General features: G+C 69.0%; 18 protein-coding genes and 2 pseudogenes. 9 read left to right on the top strand and 11 right to left on the bottom strand.

Annotation, left to right across the window (positions count from 1 at the left end; translation table 11 throughout):
* Positions 1–2: 2 nt before the first annotated feature.
* Positions 3–494, top strand: a complete 492-nt coding sequence (locus BJ965_RS00200) for a hypothetical protein (RefSeq protein ID WP_184906763.1) — start codon at positions 3–5, stop codon at positions 492–494.
* Here BJ965_RS00200 and BJ965_RS00195 read toward each other — a convergent pair.
* The gene (locus BJ965_RS00195) at positions 410–1138 is read right to left on the bottom strand and encodes a Crp/Fnr family transcriptional regulator (RefSeq protein WP_313666666.1); all 729 of its coding nucleotides are present in this window, start codon (positions 1136–1138) and stop codon (positions 410–412) included. The genes BJ965_RS00200 and BJ965_RS00195 overlap by 85 nt on opposite strands.
* A gap of 337 nt (positions 1139–1475) precedes the next feature.
* On the opposite strand from BJ965_RS00195, the gene BJ965_RS00190 reads away from it, so the two are divergent.
* Positions 1476–4049: an ABC transporter substrate-binding protein gene (locus tag BJ965_RS00190; protein ID WP_184906762.1), complete on the top strand. Its 2574-nt coding sequence runs from the start codon at positions 1476–1478 to the stop codon at positions 4047–4049.
* A 484-nt stretch (positions 4050–4533) separates the two neighbouring features.
* Here BJ965_RS00190 and BJ965_RS00185 read toward each other — a convergent pair whose 3' ends face one another.
* From BJ965_RS00185 to BJ965_RS00175, 3 genes are all read right to left on the bottom strand, one after another.
* On the bottom strand, positions 4534–5253 hold the full coding sequence (locus BJ965_RS00185) for an IS6 family transposase (RefSeq protein WP_184906761.1): 720 nt from the start codon (positions 5251–5253) through the stop codon (positions 4534–4536).
* A gap of 180 nt (positions 5254–5433) precedes the next feature.
* Complete coding sequence (locus tag BJ965_RS00180) at positions 5434–6393, bottom strand: SDR family oxidoreductase (protein ID WP_184906760.1); 960 nt, start codon at positions 6391–6393, stop codon at positions 5434–5436.
* Positions 6394–7096: 703 nt separating this feature from the next.
* Positions 7097–8473, bottom strand: a complete 1377-nt coding sequence (locus tag BJ965_RS00175; RefSeq protein ID WP_184906759.1) for a pyridoxal phosphate-dependent decarboxylase family protein — start codon at positions 8471–8473, stop codon at positions 7097–7099.
* A gap of 154 nt (positions 8474–8627) precedes the next feature.
* Between BJ965_RS00175 and BJ965_RS00170 the strand changes: the two genes are divergently transcribed.
* The 4 genes from BJ965_RS00170 (at position 8628) to BJ965_RS00155 (ending at position 12123) form a co-directional block, all read left to right on the top strand.
* Positions 8628–9056: a thermonuclease family protein gene (locus BJ965_RS00170; RefSeq protein ID WP_246545795.1), complete on the top strand. Its 429-nt coding sequence runs from the start codon at positions 8628–8630 to the stop codon at positions 9054–9056.
* A 203-nt stretch (positions 9057–9259) separates the two neighbouring features.
* Entirely contained in the window at positions 9260–10135 is an 876-nt protein-coding gene (locus BJ965_RS00165) for a nuclease (protein WP_313666665.1), read from the top strand.
* Positions 10132–10377 carry a hypothetical protein gene (locus tag BJ965_RS00160; protein ID WP_184906758.1) on the top strand — a complete coding sequence of 82 codons (246 nt, stop codon included), beginning with the start codon at positions 10132–10134 and terminating at the stop codon, positions 10375–10377. The genes BJ965_RS00165 and BJ965_RS00160 overlap by 4 nt, the downstream gene beginning before the upstream one ends.
* 1461 nt (positions 10378–11838) lie before the next feature.
* On the top strand, positions 11839–12123 hold the full coding sequence (locus BJ965_RS00155) for a hypothetical protein (protein WP_184906757.1): 285 nt from the start codon (positions 11839–11841) through the stop codon (positions 12121–12123).
* 609 nt (positions 12124–12732) lie between these two features.
* Here BJ965_RS00155 and BJ965_RS00150 read toward each other — a convergent pair.
* On the bottom strand, positions 12733–13635 hold the full coding sequence (locus tag BJ965_RS00150; protein ID WP_184906756.1) for a serine hydrolase: 903 nt from the start codon (positions 13633–13635) through the stop codon (positions 12733–12735).
* Positions 13636–14001: 366 nt separating this feature from the next.
* Between BJ965_RS00150 and BJ965_RS00145 the strand changes: the two are divergent.
* Positions 14002–14118, top strand: a pseudogene (locus tag BJ965_RS00145) (transposase); the annotation flags it as partial.
* 333 nt (positions 14119–14451) lie between these two features.
* Here the strand turns inward: BJ965_RS00145 and BJ965_RS00140 are convergent.
* Complete coding sequence (locus BJ965_RS00140; protein ID WP_184906755.1) at positions 14452–14616, bottom strand: hypothetical protein; 165 nt, start codon at positions 14614–14616, stop codon at positions 14452–14454.
* Between the two features lie 814 nt (positions 14617–15430).
* Positions 15431–15601 (bottom strand): hypothetical protein, encoded by a 171-nt coding sequence (locus BJ965_RS00135; protein ID WP_031106884.1) that lies wholly within the window; start codon positions 15599–15601, stop codon positions 15431–15433.
* A 974-nt stretch (positions 15602–16575) separates the two neighbouring features.
* On the opposite strand from BJ965_RS00135, the gene BJ965_RS00130 reads away from it, so the two are divergent.
* Positions 16576–16908, top strand: a complete 333-nt coding sequence (locus BJ965_RS00130; RefSeq protein WP_184906754.1) for a MerR family transcriptional regulator — start codon at positions 16576–16578, stop codon at positions 16906–16908.
* 21 nt (positions 16909–16929) lie between these two features.
* Here BJ965_RS00130 and BJ965_RS00125 read toward each other — a convergent pair whose 3' ends face one another.
* The gene (locus tag BJ965_RS00125) at positions 16930–17343 is read right to left on the bottom strand and encodes a hypothetical protein (RefSeq protein WP_184906753.1); all 414 of its coding nucleotides are present in this window, start codon (positions 17341–17343) and stop codon (positions 16930–16932) included.
* A gap of 160 nt (positions 17344–17503) precedes the next feature.
* On the opposite strand from BJ965_RS00125, the gene BJ965_RS00120 reads away from it, so the two are divergent.
* Complete coding sequence (locus BJ965_RS00120; protein WP_184906752.1) at positions 17504–17641, top strand: hypothetical protein; 138 nt, start codon at positions 17504–17506, stop codon at positions 17639–17641.
* A gap of 130 nt (positions 17642–17771) precedes the next feature.
* On the opposite strand, the gene BJ965_RS00115 is transcribed toward BJ965_RS00120, so the two are convergent.
* From BJ965_RS00115 to BJ965_RS39790, 3 genes and pseudogenes are all read right to left on the bottom strand, one after another.
* Positions 17772–18146 carry a hypothetical protein gene (locus BJ965_RS00115; protein ID WP_184906751.1) on the bottom strand — a complete coding sequence of 125 codons (375 nt, stop codon included), beginning with the start codon at positions 18144–18146 and terminating at the stop codon, positions 17772–17774.
* A pseudogene (locus BJ965_RS00110) lies at positions 18143–18508 on the bottom strand (cytochrome ubiquinol oxidase subunit I); the annotation flags it as partial. The pseudogene BJ965_RS00110 and the gene BJ965_RS00115, both read right to left, overlap by 4 nt.
* Positions 18509–18708: 200 nt before the next feature.
* Positions 18709–22188 carry an SAV_2336 N-terminal domain-related protein gene (locus BJ965_RS39790; RefSeq protein WP_184906749.1) on the bottom strand — a complete coding sequence of 1160 codons (3480 nt, stop codon included), beginning with the start codon at positions 22186–22188 and terminating at the stop codon, positions 18709–18711.
* Positions 22189–22192: the final 4 nt, after the last annotated feature.

The raw sequence follows: 22192 nt of genomic DNA, 5'->3' as shown, positions 1-22192 counted from the left end.
TGATGGCCGAACATGACGCGGCTGCCCGGGAACTGGCGGCGGCGGTTGCCGCGATGGCGTCGTTCCAGCAGGTCACACAGCAGGCGGATGCCAAGGCGGGGGCCCTGGTCCCGGTGCACGTGGGGCTCGCGGCCGTGGTGTCCGCGCAGGTCGGGTCGGTCGGTGCTCCGGCGCCGACCGACCTGCCGGCCGCACTGTTCTGGCTGGCGTTCCTCGCCTACGTCCTCACCTTCACCGTGTCCGGCTACCTGCTGGTGCAGGTGATCCGGCCGCGTAAGGGGCGACATTCGGAGCCGAACAGGTATTCCCTGGACGCGGCGGACCACGCGGGGGCCGACAACGGGCGGCTGACGGCTCAGGCATGGGCGACGGCCCACGCCATCGCGAGGATCGTCGCCCTGAAGAACGACTACACGACCCGTGCTGTCGGCTGGGTGGGTGCGATGGTCCTCGCGGCGATCCTGTGGTTGGTGTCCGCGGGGACCACCCGGTGAGCGGTGTCCGCGTCGGTCGCGGCGATCCGGGAGAGTTCGGGCACATCCCTGACCAGGACACGGCGGTAGCCGGTCTCGATGATGCCCTGCTGACGAAGGGAGCGCAGTACCCGGTGCACGCTCGGTTCTGAGGCGCCGACCAGCTCCGCCAGCTCCGGCTGGGTCAGCGACACCCCGATCGAGACCCCGGTGGCGCAGGGCTGCCCGTACGCCCGCGCCAGTTCCTGCAGGACACGGGCCACTCGTGTCTCCACCGGGCAGCTGCCGAAATCCTGGCGCCGCCGGGTGGCCCAGCGCAGCTTCCCGGCCACCGCACACATGACGGCCCGCGCCGACTCCTCGTATGACGCGAGGAAGTCCAGGAACTGCTGGCGTCCTATCAGCTTGGCGCTGCCGGTAACGGCGGCTACGACAGTGGCCACCCGGGGCTGCGCGTCGAAACAGGCCAGCTCGCCGACGAGGTCACCGCCGGCCCGGACCGCAAGGAGCGCCTCCCGGTCGTCCTTGGTCCTGGCCAGCACCTTGTACCAGCCACTCAGCAGGAGGAACACGTGTGAGCCGTACTCGCCCTCCCGCAGCAGCCGCTCGCCCCGTTCGAAGCGCACCGGCCGTCCCAGCCGGACTATCTGCTCGCGGGCCTCCACGGACAGTCCGCCTAGAAGACTCGCCGCCGGCCAGTGACCGTGCCCCGGCCGTCGAGCGGATCCGCCGCCCCCCAGAGGTAACCCCATGCACGGAACCCTTCGAATTGCTGTTCGTTTCAGCGGAGATGCCACCTGTTGGCCCATTATGTTCGGCCCGGTAGGCGTCGGTCGGCAGAACCCCTGTTTTGCTGTCGCGCTCGGTTTTTGTGCTGTCGCTCTCGGTCCGCACACGGAGCGAATATATCTATGTTTGCGATTTAACGGTCATCTCAGGAAACGAGTCGCAATCCTTGCCAGTCTCATGGGCGTTGGTCTCAGTCGAACGTGAGGTGAAGAGTTGGGCGTTGACCTTCCGCCACTGGACGGTGTGCACCGGTTGACGGGCGCGCTGGACGCGCTGGCGTCGTCCCCGGTGGACAGGCGTAAACCGCCGGTGGTCGTGTTCGAGGACGGCTCCGGGCTGGGAACAAGGTACGTCAACGCGTATCGAAAGCGGCTCAGGGGCCAGGACGGAAAGGGCATCGTCCCGCACGCAGTCGTGGGCCGGGACATCCTCGATCACGCGGTTGACGACCCTGAACCCGAGCCCGACGTCGTGCTGATGGACAAGATCGCAGAGCAGTTCGACAGCACGATGCCTCCGCTCACCCGGGGTGACGCCGGGCTCCCTCTGCCCACCTACTGGGTCTGCCGCACGGTGCTGGACACCGACGTCGGCGTGGGGCTGCCCCATCAGCAGCGCAAGATCCTAGTCAGGGCGCTGTACGAGGAGTGGCAGGAACGCACGCCGGGGTTGCCCCAGTTGCGCGAGCTCGTGAACGCGGACGGCGTGATGCAGAAGCTGGGGATCTTCTTCATTCTCCTCGTCGCCCTGCCCACACAGTGGTTCTACGGCTGGTGGCTGAACCGGACGAAGCGGTTTCGGTGGTTCGCCCAGCAGGTGGGCCGTGCCAACGTCCCCGCCCTTGGGTTTTTTGATGCGGCCGTGCACCTAGGGGTTCAAGGGGCCCTGCGGCACAACGCGGCGCTGCGACAGAGCCTGCTGCTCGAAGCGCTCGCCATGGATCTGACCCGGGCGACCGGACGGGGGCTGTTCAACCCGCGCCGACGTCGCCGGATCTGGCCCTTCACCGTGCTGCTGCCGCACACCGGCGACACCGAGGGCGCGCCCGCCCAGCGTCTGCTTGACGCCTTCCTTGCACTGCGGACGAGAGAGCGTGACACCTGGCCGCGGCGGCTGCGGCGTCGCGCGGTGCCGATGCTGTTCATCGCGGCCAGTCCGGTACCGGCTCCGGACGGCGTCGCGGACTCGCAGGACGCCGCCGACGGCGACTCCGAGGGAAGTGCCCGGTCGGCCCAGCAGGGCGCCAACGCACTGCAGGAGCTGCTGGCGGGCAAAGCCCTGCCGCCCGGAACCGAGCGGGACGGGCAGCTGACGGTCGCCCTGGGGGGACCGGCAAGGGCGGCCGTCCGTGACTGGCTGGAGCGCTACATGGCCGTGCCGGTGCGCCGGGTGAGCGGCTGGTCCGCCTACGCGGGCTGGCTGACGACCATGGTGCTGCTGGGCGCGTTGATTTCCCTGGGCTTCGTTCTGAAACCGGATCCGGACCCTCCGTGCCGGGACTCCTGGACGGCAGCAGGCGTGCGCGTCGGAGTCGACACCGAGAAGCCGCGTGCACAGGACGCCTGTTACTTCACACGCTCGGCCGACCAGAAGCTCCTGCGTGATCTTCAGGACCGCGTCCGGCGTCAGAACGCTGCCGTGGAACGCCACGGCAGCCCGTACGCCACCGTCGTCTTCCTCGCTCCGCTGACCGCCGACCCGAAAGGGGGGAGCGGACAGCTCACTCCGCCGGGAGTGCTGCAACTGCGCGGTGCCGTGCAGGCCATGGAGCGCTACAACGAGCAGGCACTCGAGTTCGACTCGACCAAGCCCGGCCTGCGGATGCTGGTCGCCAACGTGGGCTACGCCTATCGGCAGGCCCCCACCGTCGTGAAGCGGGTGAACGAGCTGGCGGCCGACGACCCGACCATCACCGCGGTGATCGGCATCGCTCAGAGCCGGGACGAGTCCGTCAAGGCGATCAACCAGCTGTCGGCAGACCTGCCCGTCATTGGGGCCTCGGTCACCGGCGACTTCATGACCACCGAGGCGCCGCACTACTTCCAGACACAGCCGACCAGCCGCCACATGGCGCGGGCCCTGGCGCGGCGCGTCGTCGAACTGCGGCGGGTGAAGGCTCTCGTCATCTACGACGACCGCGACCGCTACAGCACCAACCTGAAGAAGGACTTGGACGAGGAGTTGCGCACGCGGCACGTCACCCTTCAGCCTCCCGCCATCATCCGCGACTCACCCCGGGAACAGTTCGGTGTCCAGGACCGGCTGGACGAGCTCGCCGCCAGGATCTGCACACTGGGCAGGACCGACGGGATCACGCTGTACGCGGCCCGCGGCAACGCGCTGCCCCGGGTCCTCAACGCCGTACAGGGCCGGTGCGGTGCCGGCGAGGTGCGGGAGTTCCCGTTCCTCACCGCTGACGCCAACGTCCTGATCGAGTACCCGGAGCTGCGCAAGTCCGCCAGCCTGGAGACGTTCACAGCGGTCGACCTGACGTATGTGGCGTTCTCCACCGACCGGCACAGCGACAGAGACTCGGGGCGAGACGCGTTCCGTGCGGCCGCGGCCGCGATCGGCCGGGTCTGGAATCCGGAGAACCCGCCGCGCGCCTCCAACGTCCTGCAGCAGCTGCTCTCCGGCATCGAGGTCCAGGACAACATCGACAACCGCCGTCCGTTCACCATCCCGCCCGACACCCGAGTCCCGGCCGGTCGCCCGCTCTACCTGTGCACCGTGCGCCACGTCATCCATGCCGCCCCTTCGTGCCGGAAGGTGAACGGAGAGCCGTAGTGGTGCGCGTGCCGTCACCGAACCGGGGCGACGCCGTGGCGGCGCTGGCGGTGGGTGAAACCAGTCTGAGGTCGACACGGAGGATGCCGAGGCGATTGCGGCGTCTGACGCGGCGCTGCGCGACTTCGCCATGGAGTTGAACCGGCTGCACATCGCCTTCGGCGCGCCTTCGTACGAGGTGATCACCAAGGCGTCGGTGCGGCCCAGATTAACCAAGGCCGGTATCAACGAGGCGCTGTCCGGGAAACGGCTGCCCTCCATCGACTCACTGCTGGAGTTCGTCAGCGTGGTGAGCAACCCGCTGCCTCCACCCGCCGACGCCCCGGCACCGCGTTGTCGCCCCGACCTGGCAGACGCCTGGCGTGCCCGGTGGCAGGAAGTGAAATTCACGCAACGGAGAGCCCAGGCGGGCGTTGTCACGTTGTTGGGTGTGGGGGTGTCTGACGGTGTGCCGGGGCGTGGTGGAGGCGGGTTCCGGCTGTGCTCACGGCGCGGTGGGCAGGCCGGCGACTCCGGTGATCTGCTCCCAGATTGCGAAGCTGACGGTCATTTCGGCTCGGTAGTCGTGTGCGGGGATCAGATGGCGGCGGGGTCGGAAGTGGGGTGTGATGCCGCTGAACGCGGATAGAAACCGCTGTGCTCCGCCCACGGAACGGAAGCCTTTCATCGCCCGTTCGCGCTGTCTCGTTGGCTGGTGGCTGTTCTCGGCCCGGTTGTTCAGGTACTTCGACTGGCGGTGCTCGATGGAGGGCATGACCTCGCGGTGGGCCGCGCTGTAGGAGCGGAGCTTGTCGGTGACGATCACCCGCGGCACCGCACCGGTCTTCTGCATCAGCCTGCGCAAGAAACGCCTGGCCGCGGCCTTGTCCCGGCAGTTCTGCACCAGGATGTCCAACACGTTGCCGTCCTGGTCGACGGCCCGCCACAGGTACCGCTGCTCACCGTTGATCTTGATGAAGACTTCGTCCAGGTGCCACTTGTCTCCAGGTCGAGGCTGTCGGCGGCGCAGCGCGCCTGCGTACTGCTGACCGAACTTGCCACACCACCGCCGCACCGTCTCATAAGAGACGGTCACTCCGCGCTCGAGCATCAGCTCCTCGACCTCGCGGAACGACAGCGGGAAGCGGAAGTACAGCCACACACAGTGGGAGATGACCTCGACCGGGTACCGGTGCCCCTTGTACGACGGCGACACGGTCCCCACCGGCAGCCCCCTCCAGCACGATCAACCAGAAGATCATCCCACCCGGCCAACCAACGTGACAGCGCCCGACGGGCAGCTGGTTAACCAGCTACTGAGCTTTTCGGTTTGGGGTGACGTCATGTGTCAACGTCCTTGAACAGTGGAGGCCCCCGGCGGGAAAATGTGCTCAGCACGCCTAGGTCAGCGAAATGAGTCGATGTTCTCGCTCACCCAGTCGTCATAGGTGCGCAGTGGGCGGCCGATGATGTCCTGCACGGACGGCCGCTGGTCGAGTGTCCACTGAACGAGTTCGGCGAAGCGGGCGCCGTACTCTTCAAGCGCGTACAGCGTCACGTCGATCGCACCGTCCGGCCAGCCACGACGTCGCCAGATCGCCCGACTGTCGTCCGCTGCCAGATCGACCGTGTCGATGTCGCGGCCGAGAGCGGTGGCGATGCTCTGTATCCGTGAACGCGTGCTCAGCGGCGGGCCCACAGCCTCGACGACCGTCCCGGTGTAATCGTCGCTGATCAGTGCCTCGGCCACGACGGCGGCGAGGTCCTGCTCGTGGATGAAGGGGTAGTGGCCCTGGTTGAGGAAAGCCTCCCGGACCACCCCGTCGGCGCGGGCGGTGTCAGGCCAGTCCGAACCTGTCGCCGGGTAGGTGCCCTCGATGACGGCACCCATCACAGCCGACGGCCGGATGTGCGTCCAGGCGATGCCCGAGTGCTCCACCGCCTTCTCGATCGCCAGCCAGAACCAGGTCTCCGGCGGATTCGCCTCTTCGTACTCCGGCCCGTGAGACGACAACAGAACGACTTTACGGGCGGAGGCGTTTCGCGCCAGAGTGAGGGCGTCCTGGACCGTCGACGGATGAGCACCGGCGAGGAAAACCGCCTCGACACCGTCGAAGGCTCGGGCACACTCCAGCGGCCGGGTGATGGACCCTTCCACGACGTGCACCGCGTCAGGCCAGCCACCGCACTGGTCCGGCTCGGCCATCACCCGCACATGGCAACCCATGGCGAGCAGTTGTCGAGCCAGCCACCGGCCGACGATCCCGGTCGGGCTGTTGCCTTCATCTCTGCGCGGGCTGACGACGGTCAGCAGGCAGACACCTTCGGTTACCGGCGTCTTCTCATTCTGCTCGAACCTGTCCACGGCAAGACCTTTCAACGCGTGAGCGGAGATCTTGCGCTGGGCCCGGCCCGGGGCACCGGACGGCCTCTGCCGTGCCCCACAGCCGCAGTGCCACAGCTGCGGATCGAGGCCGGGAAGTCTACCAGGATGCACCTGGCGACAACTTCGTTGACGGCAGGCCCAGAGGGCGCCGGAGTCTTGGTGATACCGCGTCAGCGGGCCGCTGTTCCGCGCCGACCGGCGGCCAGCCCCGCGCCGATGGATGCCCGACGCCCACCCGCACATCTATGGCAGTCAGGTGGCGCCACGAGTGCCGGACACATCTGCCTCCGTCACCCTGCTGGGGCTGAACCCCGATGAGTGGCTGGGCGCGGTCGACCTCCAGGACCAGCGACTGGGCACCTACAGCATGACGCCGTGTCACCGCGACCTGCCGACTGGTGGCGGGGTTGCTACTTGCTGGCGGCCGCGCGGCTGCCGGAGGTGAAGTGCGCGCCGACAAGTTGCGGCCTCGAGGTCCTCTGGGCTGTTCGCGGCTGCTCCCGCGAGCTCAGTTCGGCCGCTCGTATTCGTCGATCCGCGACTCGATGACCCGGACCGCTGGGAGTGGACCGGCGACAGCCCCTGACGGCCCGCCACTCGGGCGGGTGAAGGCATAGAGGCAGGTCGGGATTTCGGCCAGCGACTAGGGATCGAGGGAGTGACGGGGTGAGTGCCGCCAGGGTTAGGACGCCCGCGCCAGCCGCACGATCGCCGCGATCGACCGGTCGACGTCGGCCTCCGTCGTACTGTGGCCGGACACCGAGATGCGCATCAGCCGTCGGCCGCGCCAGGTGGTTGCGCCCATCCAGCAGGTGCCGTCGTTCTGGACCGCCTGCACGACGTGGTCAGTGCGGGCGTCGTCGCCGAAGCTGACGAGGACTTGGTTGAGTACCACGTCGTTGACCACCTCGAAGCCCGCCGTGGACAGGCCGTCGGCGAAGCGGCGGGCGAGCAGGCAGCAGCGGTCCACGAGCGCGGCGACGCCGTCGCGGCCGAGTTCACGCAGCGCCGCCCAGGTGGCGAAGCCGCGGGCGTGGCGGGAGGACTCGGTGGTGAAGTCGGCGCCGCCGGCCGGAGTGCCGTCGGCCCGGGTGAGGTAGGAGGCGGTGTACGACAGAGCATCGGCATGGACGGCGGGGCGGGAGCAGAAGGCGTAGCCGCAGTCGTAGGGCACGTTCAGCCACTTGTGGCCGTCGCAGGCCCAGGAGTTGGCCAGCTCGACGCCGTCGACGAGGTGACGGTTCGCCGGGCTCGCGGCCGCCCAGAGGCCGAAGGCGCCGTCGACGTGCACCCAGCCGCCGTGGGCGTGGGTGAGATCGCAGGCGGTACGGAGGTCGTCGCAGGCGCCGGTGTTCACGTTGCCGACCTGGGTGCACACGATCGCCGGCGTGCCCCGGTCGGACGCCAGCGTGCGGCGCAGGTCGTCGGTATCCAGGGCGCCGCGTCCATCGGTGCGGACCGTCTCCAGGCAGTCGGTGCCCAGGCCGAGCAGCCGCAGCGAGCGGTCGACGGTGGCGTGGCGCTCCTCGCCCGCGACCACCCGCAGACGCGGGGCGCCACCCAGCCCCTTGTGTCCGACGTCCCAGCCGGCCTCGGTGAGCAGATGCTGTCGGGCTGCCGCGAGCCCCGCGGTGTTGGCCGCCTGTCCGCCGGTGACGAACCCGGTGGACGCCGTGGCGGGAATGCCGAGCAGGTCCTTCAGCCAGCCGCCCGCCGCCTCCTCCGCGGCGAGCGCGGCGGGCGAGAGAGCCGCGTTGAAGGCGTTCTGGTCCCATCCGGCGGCGAGGATCTCCGCTGCGGTGGCCGCGGGCAGCGCCGCGCCGACGACGAACCCGAAGAACCGCGGCCCCGCAGTTGCGACGAGTCCGGGCTCGGCGGCGACCACCAACTCGTCGACCACCGTGAGCGGGTCGGCGGGCGAGCGGTTCAAAGGGCGGGAGAACGCCGCGCGCAGTGCCGCGTGGTCGACGGGCCGCGCCACCGGCCGCTCGGGCAGCGAGCGGCGGTAGGCGGTGGCGTGCTCGGCGGCCCGATGGAAGATCTTGGTCAGCTCGTCCATGGTTGGACCGTAACTGCCCGTCTGATCTGCCGGGAACGGCCAATGGGGGGAGATCGGACTGTCTTTCGATCCCTGGGCCCGGGCGCGGGAAGCTCGACGGCCTGCGCCAGCACCGCACATGGTCCGGCCCCCCTTCCGTGTCTCCCGGGTCTCAATGACGGCGGCGGCGCTCACCGACCGCTATGACCGGTACCTGCTGTACGTGTGGAACGAGCAGGGCACCTTCGTCAACGAATCCCTCGTCCGCAGCGGTCACGTCAAGGCCGTCCTCTACCCGCCCAACGACAAGTACTGGCCCAGAATCTCTGACGCCGAGGACGCCGCCCAGCAGGCAGGATCCGGCCTGTGGGCCGCCTGCCCCGAGCAGCCGGAGACCTCCATCGCCCCCCGGACCCGCCTGACTCGCCTGCCCCGGATACCCCGGCACGTCCAGACCTCCCGGACGGGCCTCCCGCTGGTGTCCCCGACGTGGACTGCTCGGACCTGTCAGGCCCCGTCTGGGTCGGCCCCGATGACCCGCACCGCCTTGACCGGGACGGAGACGGCATCGGCTGCGATGCCAACTGATCCACCCGATAGCTGAACCAGTTCGCCTGGCTGATCACCGGCGTGATCGGCCCGCAAGCCGACCTGCAAACAAGGCACGTTCACCCGTTCGCACGCGGCGCCACCCTGCTGTTCGCGCGTCCCCTGGTCGTTCCCGCATTTCCACGTCCTGCGAAATGACAATGCCCCCCACGCACTCCCTTCACGCCACTGGAGACCTCCATGCCCACACCCATGCCTATGCTGGTAATCAAGGGGACGTACCGGATCATCAACACCCGACCCGACGGCGACACCGTCTCCTTCCTGCCCCAGGACCCGGGCTTTTGGTGCGACGTGCCCGGCAGGAACCGGGTCGAGCGCAATAGCCGTGGCGGCGGTACGGTCCGGATGGACGCCATCGGCGCACTGGAGACCCACTACAAGGGGGTCGGCCCCGACGAGGTTCACCAGCCACTCGACCTGGGAGCTCGTGCCGCCCGCGACGAGTTGCTGTCCTGGCTGGGCTTCGGCGCCGTCCTCCTGGACGAGAAGGAGAAGGTCACCGCCTCGACCCCGGAAACCGTGCCCGGCTTCATCCTCGCGAGCGGTGCCGACATCTTCGGCCGCTGCATCGCCCTGGTCGGCCGGGGCGACTTGCCGCCAGATCTCAAGAACGGCAAGCGCACCATCGTGACCACCGACCACCTGCACCAGACTGCCAACCACCGACTGCTTGAGCTCGGCCTGGTCTACCCGACCTTCTACAGCAAACTCCCCGAAGAGCTGCGCGACGACATGGCCGAAACCACCCGGCAGGCCCGCGCAGCCAAGGCCCCCAACAGTGTTTGGGCCAAGGACGTAACCTTCGAGGGCGGGGCCAAAATCGAGAAGCTCAATTCCATCACGGAGCACCAGGTGATCCTCCCGAAGCTGTTCCGCCGCCTCGCGGACTACATCCGCCTCTTCGGCCCATCCCTGAGCTGCTTCCCCGCCTATCTGGCCGGCGAGTACGAAGAGTTCCGCCTCTCAGGGCAAGAGAAGTCCCTCCACGGACTGCAGCACGTCCTCGAGATCACCGACAACACCATCAGGATGACCAGGCCGATCGAGGACATCACCATCGTGGAGAAGTGACCCCGCTGACCTCCGGTGCCGGCCCCGTCAAGACCACCGTGGAGCGCTACACGGGCGACGAGGCCAAGGTCAGCGTCTGGGCCTCGTCAGCTTTCGGACTGACCGGCGAGACCGTCGAGGAGATCCCGCCATCCACCACCTGGTACACCGCGACCGTGGACCTGCGCTGGCAGCAGTGGGGCGGATGGCAGGCCACCGAGCTGCAGATGAACGACGGACCCGAGCCGAGCACCAAGCGGTAGCACCGTCCGTACGCTGCGGGAGGGGCGCAGTTGGAAGCACCACGGCGACGACCTCGTACGCGGCGCGTCTTCTGGCGTGACACGTGAGGCGTCAGACCGCCTCAGGAGTCGCCTCCCAGAAGAGGAGCCAGTACGGCACGGACGGCCCCAGAGCACGCACCGCTGATGGCCGCCAAGGCGCCCTTCTTCGCGAATTCCTGCCGCGGATTCTGCGGCGTTGTCTGGGATGCCGGCGCCTGCGGCTGCTGCTGGTCACGCTGGTCGGTACTCACGGTTCCTCCCGGAGGTTCGGTCCGCTGTCCCTGGGCAGACAGCGGCGGAGGAACGCTGCGGGGAACGGGGGTTAGCCCCGCAACACCCTCCACTCCCTGTCTGTAACGGGACTGCCGGAAAGCCCGGGACCCGGGCACGACCAAGACCCCCGGCTCTGACCGGGAGGGAGTCACCTGGGAGCTAGCGAGTTGGATACCTGGCCTGCGAAGGCCCAGGCCAGAACCGGTCGAGCGCGGCCGGGTTCCGCGAGTACGTCTCCGGAGAGGCGTGGTGTACGCGTTCCAAACTGCGTAGGCGGACGACGCAGCGCGAGCCCGCTGGCCTCATCGGACCGGACGAGCCGTCAGAGTCCATCGCGGTCCGCCTGTAGGCTCCGCAGCGCCACAGTTGTGCCGGTAACAGTGACGCGCCCCGCCCGATCTGCAGACGATGTTCCTCACCCCACCTTTCCCCGCCACCTCCGGGCCCGCCGCTTCCGCTAACCGTCGGCTTCCTGGGCCGTCACGCCCAGTGGCCAGTGGCCCGTACAAGTCGATTCCGGCCTGCACGGTCCGCAACGTCCAGTAGATGGCCGCCATGACACCCGCCACGGTGACGCAACCCGCTCGGAGCTTGCGCCACCCCTTCTTCTCACGCATTTGCGGCTTCTCCTCTCCACGTTCCTGGTAGAAGGCCAGGGCCTCGTCCCTCATCTCAGGACCCGGGTACTCGAGATGGGGTACCGCCGACGGCGGTCGTGCCGCAGTGAGATCCAGGAGACCACAAGGTCGACTGCCCGAAACGGGGCCACAAAACCAGACTGATAATCGTATAAATCGCAGTCCGTGAGGCAGGGTTAGGTCTGTCCGCGTCAGGCCGAAGGCGCATCGAGGCATCGCGGATGCATCTGCCATTCGCCTATTTCCGCAGCTAACTGGGCACCCAATGCCCAGCTGGAATACCGGTGCGTAGGTGCGCACCCCTCGCAACGCGGCCGTCGTCGTCCGGCCGGAACGCAGCAAGTTCCGGTTCGTCAAGGAGCGATTTCCGTCAAGGTCACCCCGGCGCAGAGTGCGCAAGCGCCGATTTTCGCTCCGCTGTTCCTCAACCCCTGTGTTTCGATTGAAACGCCTAACAGGATCGGCGTCCGTTCGGCACTTGCGCGCTGTGATGAACTGGCCACTGATCACCAGTGAAGCAGGGGGAAAGATGACGGCAGAAGCAGAGCAGCTCCGCCAGGACGGGCACCCGATCGAGAAGTGGGCGGTCGGGTGGATGCTGCTGTCCCTGGCCCTGTGGGCGTGGTTCGGCTACCGGTTCCTGCTGGACGACGACCGGGGACGCTTCGCGCCCGCCGAAGGCGGCCGCGCGCTGGTGGGCATACTCGCGCTCGCGGTCATCCCGACGATCATCACGGCGGCGACCCTCGTGTACGCCCGGGTCCTGTTCCGCCTGGCTAGCCGGACTGGGCAGAAGGCGGACGAGGGATCCTGAGGACCGCCTTGATGCTGCTCCGCGCGGGGTCATGCCTTACATGCCTGAACTACCGATCAGCGCTGCGACCTGGGCGAAGAGGCTCCACCCCCTAGATAACAACGGGGGCCTCACCGCCACCGCCACCATCGACTGCCACCTGTCCGGCCGCATCGACCCGTGGTTTGCAGGGGTCAGTGCTCTCGGCCCGGTGGGGGTGGCGGCAGGGGGGCACAGGTCGGGCGGGGAGGCCCCGGAGGGCCTGGCGGCCCTCCGGGATGGTCTGGCGGGCGCCTTCGGCGCGTTCACCGGCATGGGTGACTGGCCCTGCGCAGCAAGCTGCGCGCACCGGGCCAGTCATGCCCTCCGCTCAACGAGGGGGGGATCTCACCGGTGCCGTCGATGTCGCCGAGCGGTGCATGGAAGCCGCACACGAGGCGAGACGGCCTGTCGCCGGCCCGTCGTCGGCCGCGCTCCGCGACCAGTTCGGGCCCGATGTCGTCGTCCCGGGCGGGCCGACGCGCGCCAGCCTTCCTATGCCTTCCAATTTCACAGATCAATGCTGCTGCTGGAAGTGAACGAAGCCACTCCGGCCACGAGGACCCACACGGCGCGGGATCAAGACTGAACCTAACGGAGCCCCACTGGCCTCGTGGGGCCTGCGCCAGTCGGCTTGTGACGGGCATGGGCGCTGGTTGCGTCGATCGCCGCTTTCACCGCCCGTTCGATCAGCGAGATGCCGCCTTGCTTCGACGTGTTGCCGCTGCTGAGAACCGAGACCAGGTACCGGTGCCCCGGCAGCCTGACCTGTCCGATGCTGTTGATGACCCACAGCCCGGTTGCAGTGCGCTGCAGCCAGCCGTTCTTGAGTGACCAGCGGGAGGATGCGGCCGACACTCCCCAGTCCTGACCTTCCACGATGTCACCCATCAACTCCCGGATGTAAGCCTTCGATTCCGGGTTCAGCCCGTCGCGCGCGCGGGCGGAGCCCGCCAGCCCATGGGGGAAAACCGACTGCAACAACCGGATCTGGTCCTTAGCCGTCGTCTGGGTAAGGCCCCAGTGGACGCCGGGGCCGCCATGTGTCGAGGAAAGCCCCAGCCGTTCGTTCGCCGCGTCGAGGCCCTCTCCCTTGCCGATCGCCCGCCACAGGAGGTCCGCCGCGTCGTTGTCGCTCGTCGTGATCATTGCCTCGGCGGCCTGGCGCTCCTTGGTCGTCAGTTCGCGGCCCTCATCCTGCGCTTGGAGCAGCAACGCCGCGAGAGTGTCCACCTTGCTGATGCTCGCCGTGGTGAACAATGCGTCGCCCTGGTAAGAGGCGATCTTCCGGTTAACGCTGTTCAGGTCGAACACGGCCACCGCCAACCGGGTGTCAGCGTCCATCAGTACCGGCTCGAGCGACCGCGCTAGAGCCGCGCCAAGGCTGGCTGACGGTGGCCCCGCCACTGCGGCGGCCGGCGCGCTACTGCGCGTGAGGGACGTCTGCACCTCGTCGAGCGTGCCGGTGGAAGAACATGCGGTGAGCGACGCCATGACCGAGGCGGTGGCGCAGGCCGCGACGGCGTGCGGGCGGAGGGCGACGCGACGGGGTCTTCTGGGCTCCTCATACGCCCTGTTGAGCTGTCCATCGGGCATAGCGGCCAGACCTCGATATTCCTGTGAACGGAGAGGAGGATTGGCCAGACAATATGACATATCAGCCAGAGTGCGGTGATCAACAGCACGGCAGGCGTGTCCTTACGTGCAAGCGGCCCGCAGCGTCATCGAAAACGCCAGCAGCCGACCTCGGCCCGGTCGCCGCCAGTGTCGTGGTCGTCCCGGCCGGAAGCGGAGGGCGACGGATTGGCTCCGGCCTTCCGGGTCCTGTCGGGTGTTGCATCCGTTCCTACCAGTCAGCGCGGGCGCTGTGGCAGGTGGCGGGATCACCGGCAGGTGATCGACGGGATTCTGCACCGAGTGCGGACCGGCGCTCAGTGGCGTGACCTGCCCGAACGGTTCGGCCCCTGGAAGACGCTCGGCGTGGCCGCAGGCAGCACAGCTGTGAAGACGTCCACGGCGGGGAGCGTAGGGCAAGTTGTCAGAAACGGCGGGGAACGGCAGCGCGGATACCTCTGAAGTGGTTACGGGTGCAGCCAGCAGTAGTGCCAGTCCGCGTCCGGGTCCGCGCCGAACATCCGCACGTACCTGTCGCCGCTGATGTCCATCTGGCTGGGCGATCGGCCGTGCTCGCCAGGCTGACCGTCACTTCGCCGCCGTCGGCCGGGCTGCCCTCGACCCCAAGTCGTATGTCCACGCCTCTCCAACGGGCGATAGGGCTGCTGGTGACGCGCTTGCGCTGCATACCTCAGCTCAGTACTCGCCGGACGCCCGCAGTTCCTCCGTCACTGTGTCCAGATTCTTAGGGCAATACGCCCTGACGCCGGCGACGAGCAACTCGTTAGCGTCGGTGAGGAGCATCCCCCATCCGTCACCCAGCGGGTATAGGTCACCGCCGTCCCCGAACATGTCGAACATCCACTCCACGCTGTGCCCCGCCTCCAGCTCCTTGCACCACCGTGTGTGTGTGTGTGGGGGGGGGGGAACGTCAGCAGCTCGTCGTTCGAAGGGCGCATTGTCACGAACTCCAGGTCCTGTGACGCGGTGATGAACTGGCCAGCGCGTCCACGCTCGGGCTGGCGCTCGGCTTGGAGGCCGACGCGGTGTCGTCGCCCGATCCGCAGGCGGTAAGGGCAAGCAGCAGGGCGGCCGTGATGGTGATGGCGGTGCGGGGCATGGTGTACCCCGGTGGCGCTGGTCGTGAAGGCCGGATCGTATCGGCGAGCGCCAGCTGCGTGGGTGGGAATGGGGAAGGCCCCGTCGTCCACGAGGGGAGGGGGAGGCAGCGGGGCGATCAGCCCTCTCCGTGGGTGGTGTTGACGCGCTGACAGGTCGGTGGGGCCTTGCGGGGGTTGGGGCGTGGCGTCTGTCCGCCACGGTGCGCCACCCCGCACTGGATCGGGCCGTCACCCGAAAGTGAGTAACAGCAGGCCGGTTGCCGAGCCTTCGGGGTTCTGGCCTGGAGAAGCCCGTCTGAGGAATCAGGGCGGGGACCCTGTTGGCTGGCCGCTCCTGCTGTGAGGCGCGAAGCCGGCCGTGCGGGGTGTCGGGGTGTGGCTGGGGTCCGGTGGTTGGAGGTGCAGGTTCCGCTGCTTCACCGGGCCCCAGCTATGGGGCCTTGTGCCCGGGAAGGTGGTGGTTACACCGTTTGCCCGGGGAGATGTCCTGAGGCCGGACATGCCTGTGGGCCCCGGGTGTTCCCGGGGCCCACAGGCCGGCTGCTATATGGCGGTTACCAGCGATACCAGCGGCCCTTGCGCCCGCCTGTGTCCGCGCTGCGCAGCACGAAGCCCAGCAGCCAGACGACCAGCACGATGACGGCGATCCACCACAGTGCCTTCAGTGCGAAGCCCGCACCGAAGAGGATCAGGGCCAGAAGCAGGACGAGAAGCAGGGGAACCATAGTTATCAACCTCCGCTGCTCCTTGTGCCCGGCGATTCGAAGAACACGCAGCCGATCTTCCTGGTTTCTTCACCCTTCTTGCGGGAACTGGGCTCAGTTTCGTCACCGACGTCCGCCTCCCGGTCGTCGGGTGTCTGCCCGTCCGCGCCTTTCCGCCGCGCAGCTCGAAGCGGACGTGCTGGCCCATGCCGCGCTCGTCCGTGCCCGAGGCGGAGTTGATGCTGCGCTCACGCGGCTCCTCCGTCGCCGCTCGAGACCACATCTCACCACTCACACACGAAAATCTATCTTTGCTGGAGTAGACATTGGTCGGTGGTGTGGTTATGGTTTCTCTCGTAGCCAGCCAGACAGAAGGGCACGGCAGACACGAACTGCCGGGCAGCAGTACCGCAGTTGCAGTGCGCAGGACGGTGCGGTGGTGGAGTTCCGAAGCCAGGGTTGTTGCAGGACGGCGACGGGACTGACGACCGGACCGGGTGGCCCGCAGTGGTCAGGGGCCGCCGCGAGCAGTACCCGCTGTATCCGCAGTGGAATCAGTGAGCAGTATCTCGGTGAAGGCGTCGGCTGCGGGCGCGCGCACCGGGAGGTTCGGCAGTGGGGTTCCAAGCCGGAGCAGACGCAGGACGGGCGACGGGGCTGGCTGCCGAAGAGTGGCGCTGTAACAGGCCACCAGCAGTTCGCATCACCAGCAGTACGCGATAGAGCAGTACCAGCAGCGAGGGAATGAACGGAGGAAGTGGACGCCATCAGGATCGCCCGGGCGGCGTTTCGAGTCCCGGGTACCGCAGGACATCGATAGTGAGGTGGTCTCCGGTCAAGCAACCGCGATCCCAGCATCCCCGGCGGCATTCCGGCCGGGTGTGCGGTGACAGAAGGCCGGCGCAGTAGTAGGGCCGGCAGATGGTGTAGCAGTTCCTTCGGGCCCTGGCGCCGTACGGCGCCAGGGCCCTCCACGCGCTCCGCAGAGAGGTGCAATGACAGCAGACGATTCGTATGGCCGTCTCGACGACGACAACTACCCCGCCTACACCATGGGACGGGCCGCCGAACTGCTCGGCACCACGCAGGGTTTCCTCCGTGCCATCGGCGACGCCCGCCTCATCACGCCGCTGCGCTCCGCGGGCGGACACCGCCGCTACTCCCGCTACCAGCTGCGCATCGCCGCTCGCGCCCGCGAACTCGTCGACCAGGGCACCCCCATCGAGGCCGCCTGCCGCATCATCATCCTCGAAGACCAGCTCGAAGAAGCCCAGCGCATCAACGCCGAATACCGCCGCACCGCAGCCCGACACACGGCCGACGTCTGACCCGCCTCTGACAGCGGATGCTCACCGTTGCCTCTGGCGCTGGGCGGCGCGGCGCCGGGCACGAGCCGGAGCTGCTTCGTCGGTCCAACTGATCAGACGCCAGCGTTCATCGTCATGGCCGGGGGTGCCCCGCCACGGCTCCAGGGCCTGCATCAGGCCGTTCCAGAGGTCCAGCCGCTCCTTCAGCGTCTCCGGCTTGGAGACGGCAAGGGTGTCCTTCAGTAGATCGAGCTGATATCCGACGGCCTCGTAGAGGCTCTGAGCAATGCGCGTCTCCGGAGCGGTCGGCCGGTAGCGGATGCTCACCTCGTCGAGCCGGGCCGCCAGGAAGGCCTCCATCGCCGCGACGTCGGCCGCGGTGATCGACGACGCGTAGACGTCGGGCGGGCCGTCAGGGGTGAAGCGACAGTCAGGAAGCTGGGTTGGCCTCTTCATAACAGAGCGTCTCCTAGTCAGCTGGGCGGTCGAGGGCCTTCACGAGGTCGGCAGGGTCGGGGGTGATGCCGGTGGTGAGGTGGCGCACGCCCGGGCCCGGTGGGGGCCATGCTGCGCCCCGGCCGAGCGGGTGGCGGCGGGAGGTCGAGGTGCGCCAGCCGTGCCGCTCGGACCACACCAGAGCCGCAGCCGGCGCTTCGGGGCCGTCCAGGACGAGCGCGGCAAAGCACTCGTCGCCCTGGGGGTGCTCGACGGCCAGGCCTGGAAGACGGGGTGCAGCGCGCGGCGGCTGCGCTGAAGCCTCTGGCGCTGCGGCCTTCGGGCAGGCACGCCGGAGCGCTCCAGCCGATGTACAGATGAAAGGCCGGTCGGGCGCTCAGTCGACACGTCACCGGACATGTGCAGAGCCGTCAGCGCGCTGCGGCCGTTCAGCGCGTGAAAGGGCGGGCCAATCCGCTTGCTCCGCCGACGCAGACCAGGACGGCGCAGACGCCGGCCGCGTGGCGTTTGAGCAGGGCTCGGCGGAGGCTGGCGTAGCGGGCTTCGTACTCCCGCCGCAGTTGCCCGGCCCGCAAGGCCGTGGTGAGCAGCAGGTCGCGGGTGACGTCGAGGCGTCGGCGGACGTAGTGGCCGGTGAGTTCCTCTGCCTGGGCGGTGGTCAGCCACGGCATCCGCGCGCAGAGCTCCTCCGCCTCACGCTGCGCCTGGTCGTGATGCGCGTAGGCGAGGAGGAAGCCCTCGGCCTCGTCGGCCAGCCCGCTGTCCCGTTCGCTGGCCGGTGCCGGGCGTCGGTCGCGGATCACTGCCGTTCGCCCTTGTGCCCTTCAGCGTCCACGGCATCGCGTCGTCCGGTGTTCTCGGCTTCGTCCAGTTGGGCCACATCGGGGTGGTGCAGGTCGAAGGCCGGGGATTCGGAGCGGATGCGCGGCAGCGTGACGAAGTTGTGCCGCGGGGGCGGACACGAGGTCGCCCACTCCAGGGAACGCCCGTATCCCCAGGGGTCGTCGACCTCGACCTTCTCGCCCTTCTGGGCGGTCCGCCACACGTTGTAGAGGAAGGGCAGGGTCGACAGGCCGAGCAGGAAGGCACCGATTGAGGAGAGGGTGTTGAGGGCGGTGAAACCGTCGGCGGCGAGGTAGTCGGCGTAGCGGCGGGGCATGCCCTCGATCGCCCCAGCGTGCGGCATGTACTGGATATCTCGCCCGCTTTGCCCAGTGTTTCTCGGCGGGGACCACCGGGATAGCCGTGGGCCTGATAGGGGGCGCCACAAAGCAGAGGGGCCGACCTGGAAGCAGGTCGGCCCCTCTGCTGTTGCTGCCTTTGCCGCCGTTGAGGGATCCGTTCAGGACGCAGTACCGGATCGGATCACCGCTGCCTCCGATCCGGTGTCTCAAGGATCCAGGACCTGATCCTGTCCCCCTGCCGGTCGGTCTCGCGGGAGGCGTCCGACCTCACTTCGGCGAACCTCCGTCCAACCTCCGCGGCCTCCTCGAGGGCGTCGAAGGCCTCTTGGCGCAGCCCCACGTCGGCCAACCGGGCGGCGAGGTTGTTCAGGCTTGTGGCGAGGTCCGCACCGACATCGACGAACCGGTGCGCGGCCAGCTCGCGGTAGAGCAGCACGGCTTCCCTGGCCGCCTGCAGTCCCTCCTCCCGCCGGCCGAGACCGCCCAGCCGGTTGCCCAGGTTGGTCAGATTCCTCGCCAGGGCCGCGTCGCGGGCCCCGGCGCCCCGGTTGGCCAGCTCGCGGTTGATTCGGACGGCTTCCTCGATCATGTCGAGGGCCTCTTCCCGGCGGTCCATGTCGGCCAGGCGGTTGGACAGGTTGCTCATGAGGGCGGCGAGGCCGGGACCGTACGTCTCCGGTTCCCGCTGCGCCAGCGGCCGGTACAGCGACACCGCCTCGTAGCTGGCTGCGAGGGCTTCCGTGGCCCGGCCGGTCTCGGCCAGCCGCACGGAGTGGTTGCCGAGCGTCTCAGCGAGTTCGCGGGCGGCGGCCTCGGGGCTGCGCGCGAAATGCTGCCGCAAGAGTTCCACCGCTTCGTCGACGGTCACGAGCGCCTCATCGAGGCGTCCGTCGTCGGCCAGCCGGTTCGACAGGATCCGAAGACTGCGGGCGAGGGGCAGGGCGTACGCGTCCGGGTTTTGCCGCGCGAGCGTGCGGTAGTGCCGGACGTTGTCGGCGGCGACGGAGGAACCCCCACCTTTTGGCTCTGCCTCTTTCCGCGTAGCTCCCATCGGTTCCGTATCTTCCGCCCCCGTCCGTACTGCGCCTTCGCCCGCCCCGGTGACGGCTTGTCGAGCGGACGCCCGGGCGAAGGCTGCTGCGAGCGTCGCGGCGGTGGGTCTGCGGGTCGGGTCCTTGTCCAGGCATCTCCAGAGGGCGTCGGCGAGCTCCGGGGCGATCCCCGACGCCGCCACAGCGCGTCGTCCTTCGGGGGTCCTGGAGTCGGACCACCTTCCCGTGAGGACGGACAGGAGCAGGGCACCGGTGGCGGCCAGATCGCTCTCTGGGGTAAGCGAGGAGCTGTCGTCGTCCGGCCCGAGATACGCGTCGCTGCGGGGGAAGCCGACACGGTGATCGTTGTCGGCACCGTCGACGCTCGCCGCCATCCAGCCGACCAGCCGGACATCGCGGTCGGTCACCAGGACGGCCCTCGGCGCGATCCCTCCGTGGACGAGTCCAAGACCATGGGCGCGATCGACCGCGCGGGCCAGGTCCTGGCCGATCCTCAGGAAGACCGCTTGCGGGACCGAACCCCCGTGCTCCTCGAGGAACGCGCGCAGGTTCGGCGCCGGACCGGACGACGGATCGTCTGCGCGCCGGTGCACCAAGGCCGCCGCGATCCACGGCCGCGTGTTGGCGGGGGACGTCCGTACGTCGAGCAGGTCGGGCGCGTACGTGCCGTCCATGCGGAGCAGGCACTCGGACTCCGTCCGTACGAGTTCCCCGGCCGCCTCCGGGCCCCGGTCATACTCCGGCGCGGGCGCGCGGACCGTGACGGCGGTGCCGTCCTCGTCCAGAGCCAGGTACATCACCACGTGGAACCAGCCACGGGCGCTGCGGGCGTACGGCCGGAACCGGCCGAACCGGACCGGGTCGTCTGTGAGGAGCGGCTCCCAGCCCGGCGGCAGCTCGTCAGGTCCGGGAAGGAGTGGCTCGGTCGCGGTGCCGTAGCCGTCGGACTCCGCACCGGGAGGTGTGGCGGGGCCCGGTCCGCCCGCTGCCGTGCGCGGCCCGGGGCCGGCCCCCGTGTCGCTGCCTCTCCCCGGCGCGATCCCCAGCCGACGCAGCAGCTCCTCCTTCAGCCAGCCGAAGGAGCGTCCGGCGTCCCCGATCACGGCGGAGCCGTCAGGGTGGCCGACCCAGGCCGGGAAGACCGGCGAGCGGCCGACGGCGGCTTCGATGTGCGAGGTGACCGCCTGGGTGGTGCGGAGCAGTTCCTTCGGCGAGACGGCTGTAAGGAGGCGGCGGCGGGCGTCGCTGGAGAAGTCGTACCGTCGGTGGTGGGGCAGGCGGTCCGGGGCGTCGGTTGTGAGCTGGTGCATCAGGCCGCCCAGGAACACCTCCGTGATGTGGCCGGGGTCGATGGGAGGCCCGAGCGCGGTCTGCACCAAGCGCATGACGGGCGGGGTGACCGGTGAGACGGCGGCGAGGTGGGCCGCGAGCCGGTAGGCCTCGGGCGAGGCGGCGTTCCTGAACCGCAGGACGGCGTCGGCGTCGTGGCCCGGAGAGGCACCGGCGGAGGGCCGGCCCTGTTGGCCCCGGCCGGGGCTCCACAGAGGCAGGACGGCGGTGTCCCCGGGGGAGGCGATGAGCCGCGCCCAGTCGCCGATGGCCGAGGGGGTCGGTTCGAGGACCGGGATGGGTACGGAGTCGAAGCGGACGAGGTCTGGCGGGAGTACCGGGTCCGTGACGTGCCAGGCACGGGTGGGCCCGCCGCGGCGCCGGGTGGTGACTTGCCAGGGCCGCGCGGCGATGCCGGAACCGTCCCATAGCCGTACGGGCAGTGCCTGGACGATGGCGGTGGGGCCGCACCGCGCCCAGAGCTCCATGACCCGCCGCATGCGGTCGTCGCGCCACGCCTTGCCCACGCCGTCGCTGACGACGAGCACGAGGGTGTTCCCTGTCGGATCGCTCACGGTCTCGGGCGCCCGGAGGTGCCCGCTGTCGGTGTACGGGCTGGAGCGGAGGCGCGGTGTGCTGCCTCGGGTGTCGAGTCCGTGGACGCGCACGTCGCGGAAGGCGCCGGCGCGCTCCATCAGCGCCCGGAGCTCGGCGGCGAGGCGCTGCCAGATGATCATGGAGACACCGTCGTCGACGACGAGAGCGAGGGAGAGCCAACGGCTCCTGACCGGGCGGGTGACGGTCTCGGGTATGCCGGTGTCGGCTAGCACCGTTACTGTGCGCGCGATGTCGAGTTCGTGGCGCCGATGGTCGGGGAACCGCTGCCGCAGCGGGCGCAGGGACTTCCCGAGCCGAAGTTCGCCGGCTCCAAAGACGCGGCCGTCGGGAGCGCGGACGGGGAGCGCCGTGACCTGTGGCGTGTCGGTGTCCTCCTTTGGCTCGGCCGTCGACAGGACCGGGCGCATGGGACCTGGGTCGGGCTGTTCGGCCGTCTCCGGCTCGTGGGGCTCCTCGGCACCTTCGGGGCCAGGCGCGGCTGGCGGCGGGGCGGTGTCCTCCAGGGCTTTGGCTGGCCCGCGCGGGGCCTGCTGTGCGGCGAGCCGGGCCAGCGGACCGGAGCCCGGGGGCAGTCTCCCGGCCAGCCAGAGGGCGTCGAGGAGTTCCTCCTGGGAGAGCTCGATGCCGCTCTCGGCGAGGACCTGCGTCACGCGCGTGATCACGGCG

The sequence above is a fragment of the Streptomyces luteogriseus genome, from assembly GCF_014205055.1.
Classification (GTDB): domain Bacteria; phylum Actinomycetota; class Actinomycetes; order Streptomycetales; family Streptomycetaceae; genus Streptomyces; species Streptomyces luteogriseus.
This window is presented reverse-complemented; position numbering and strand designations above follow the sequence as displayed.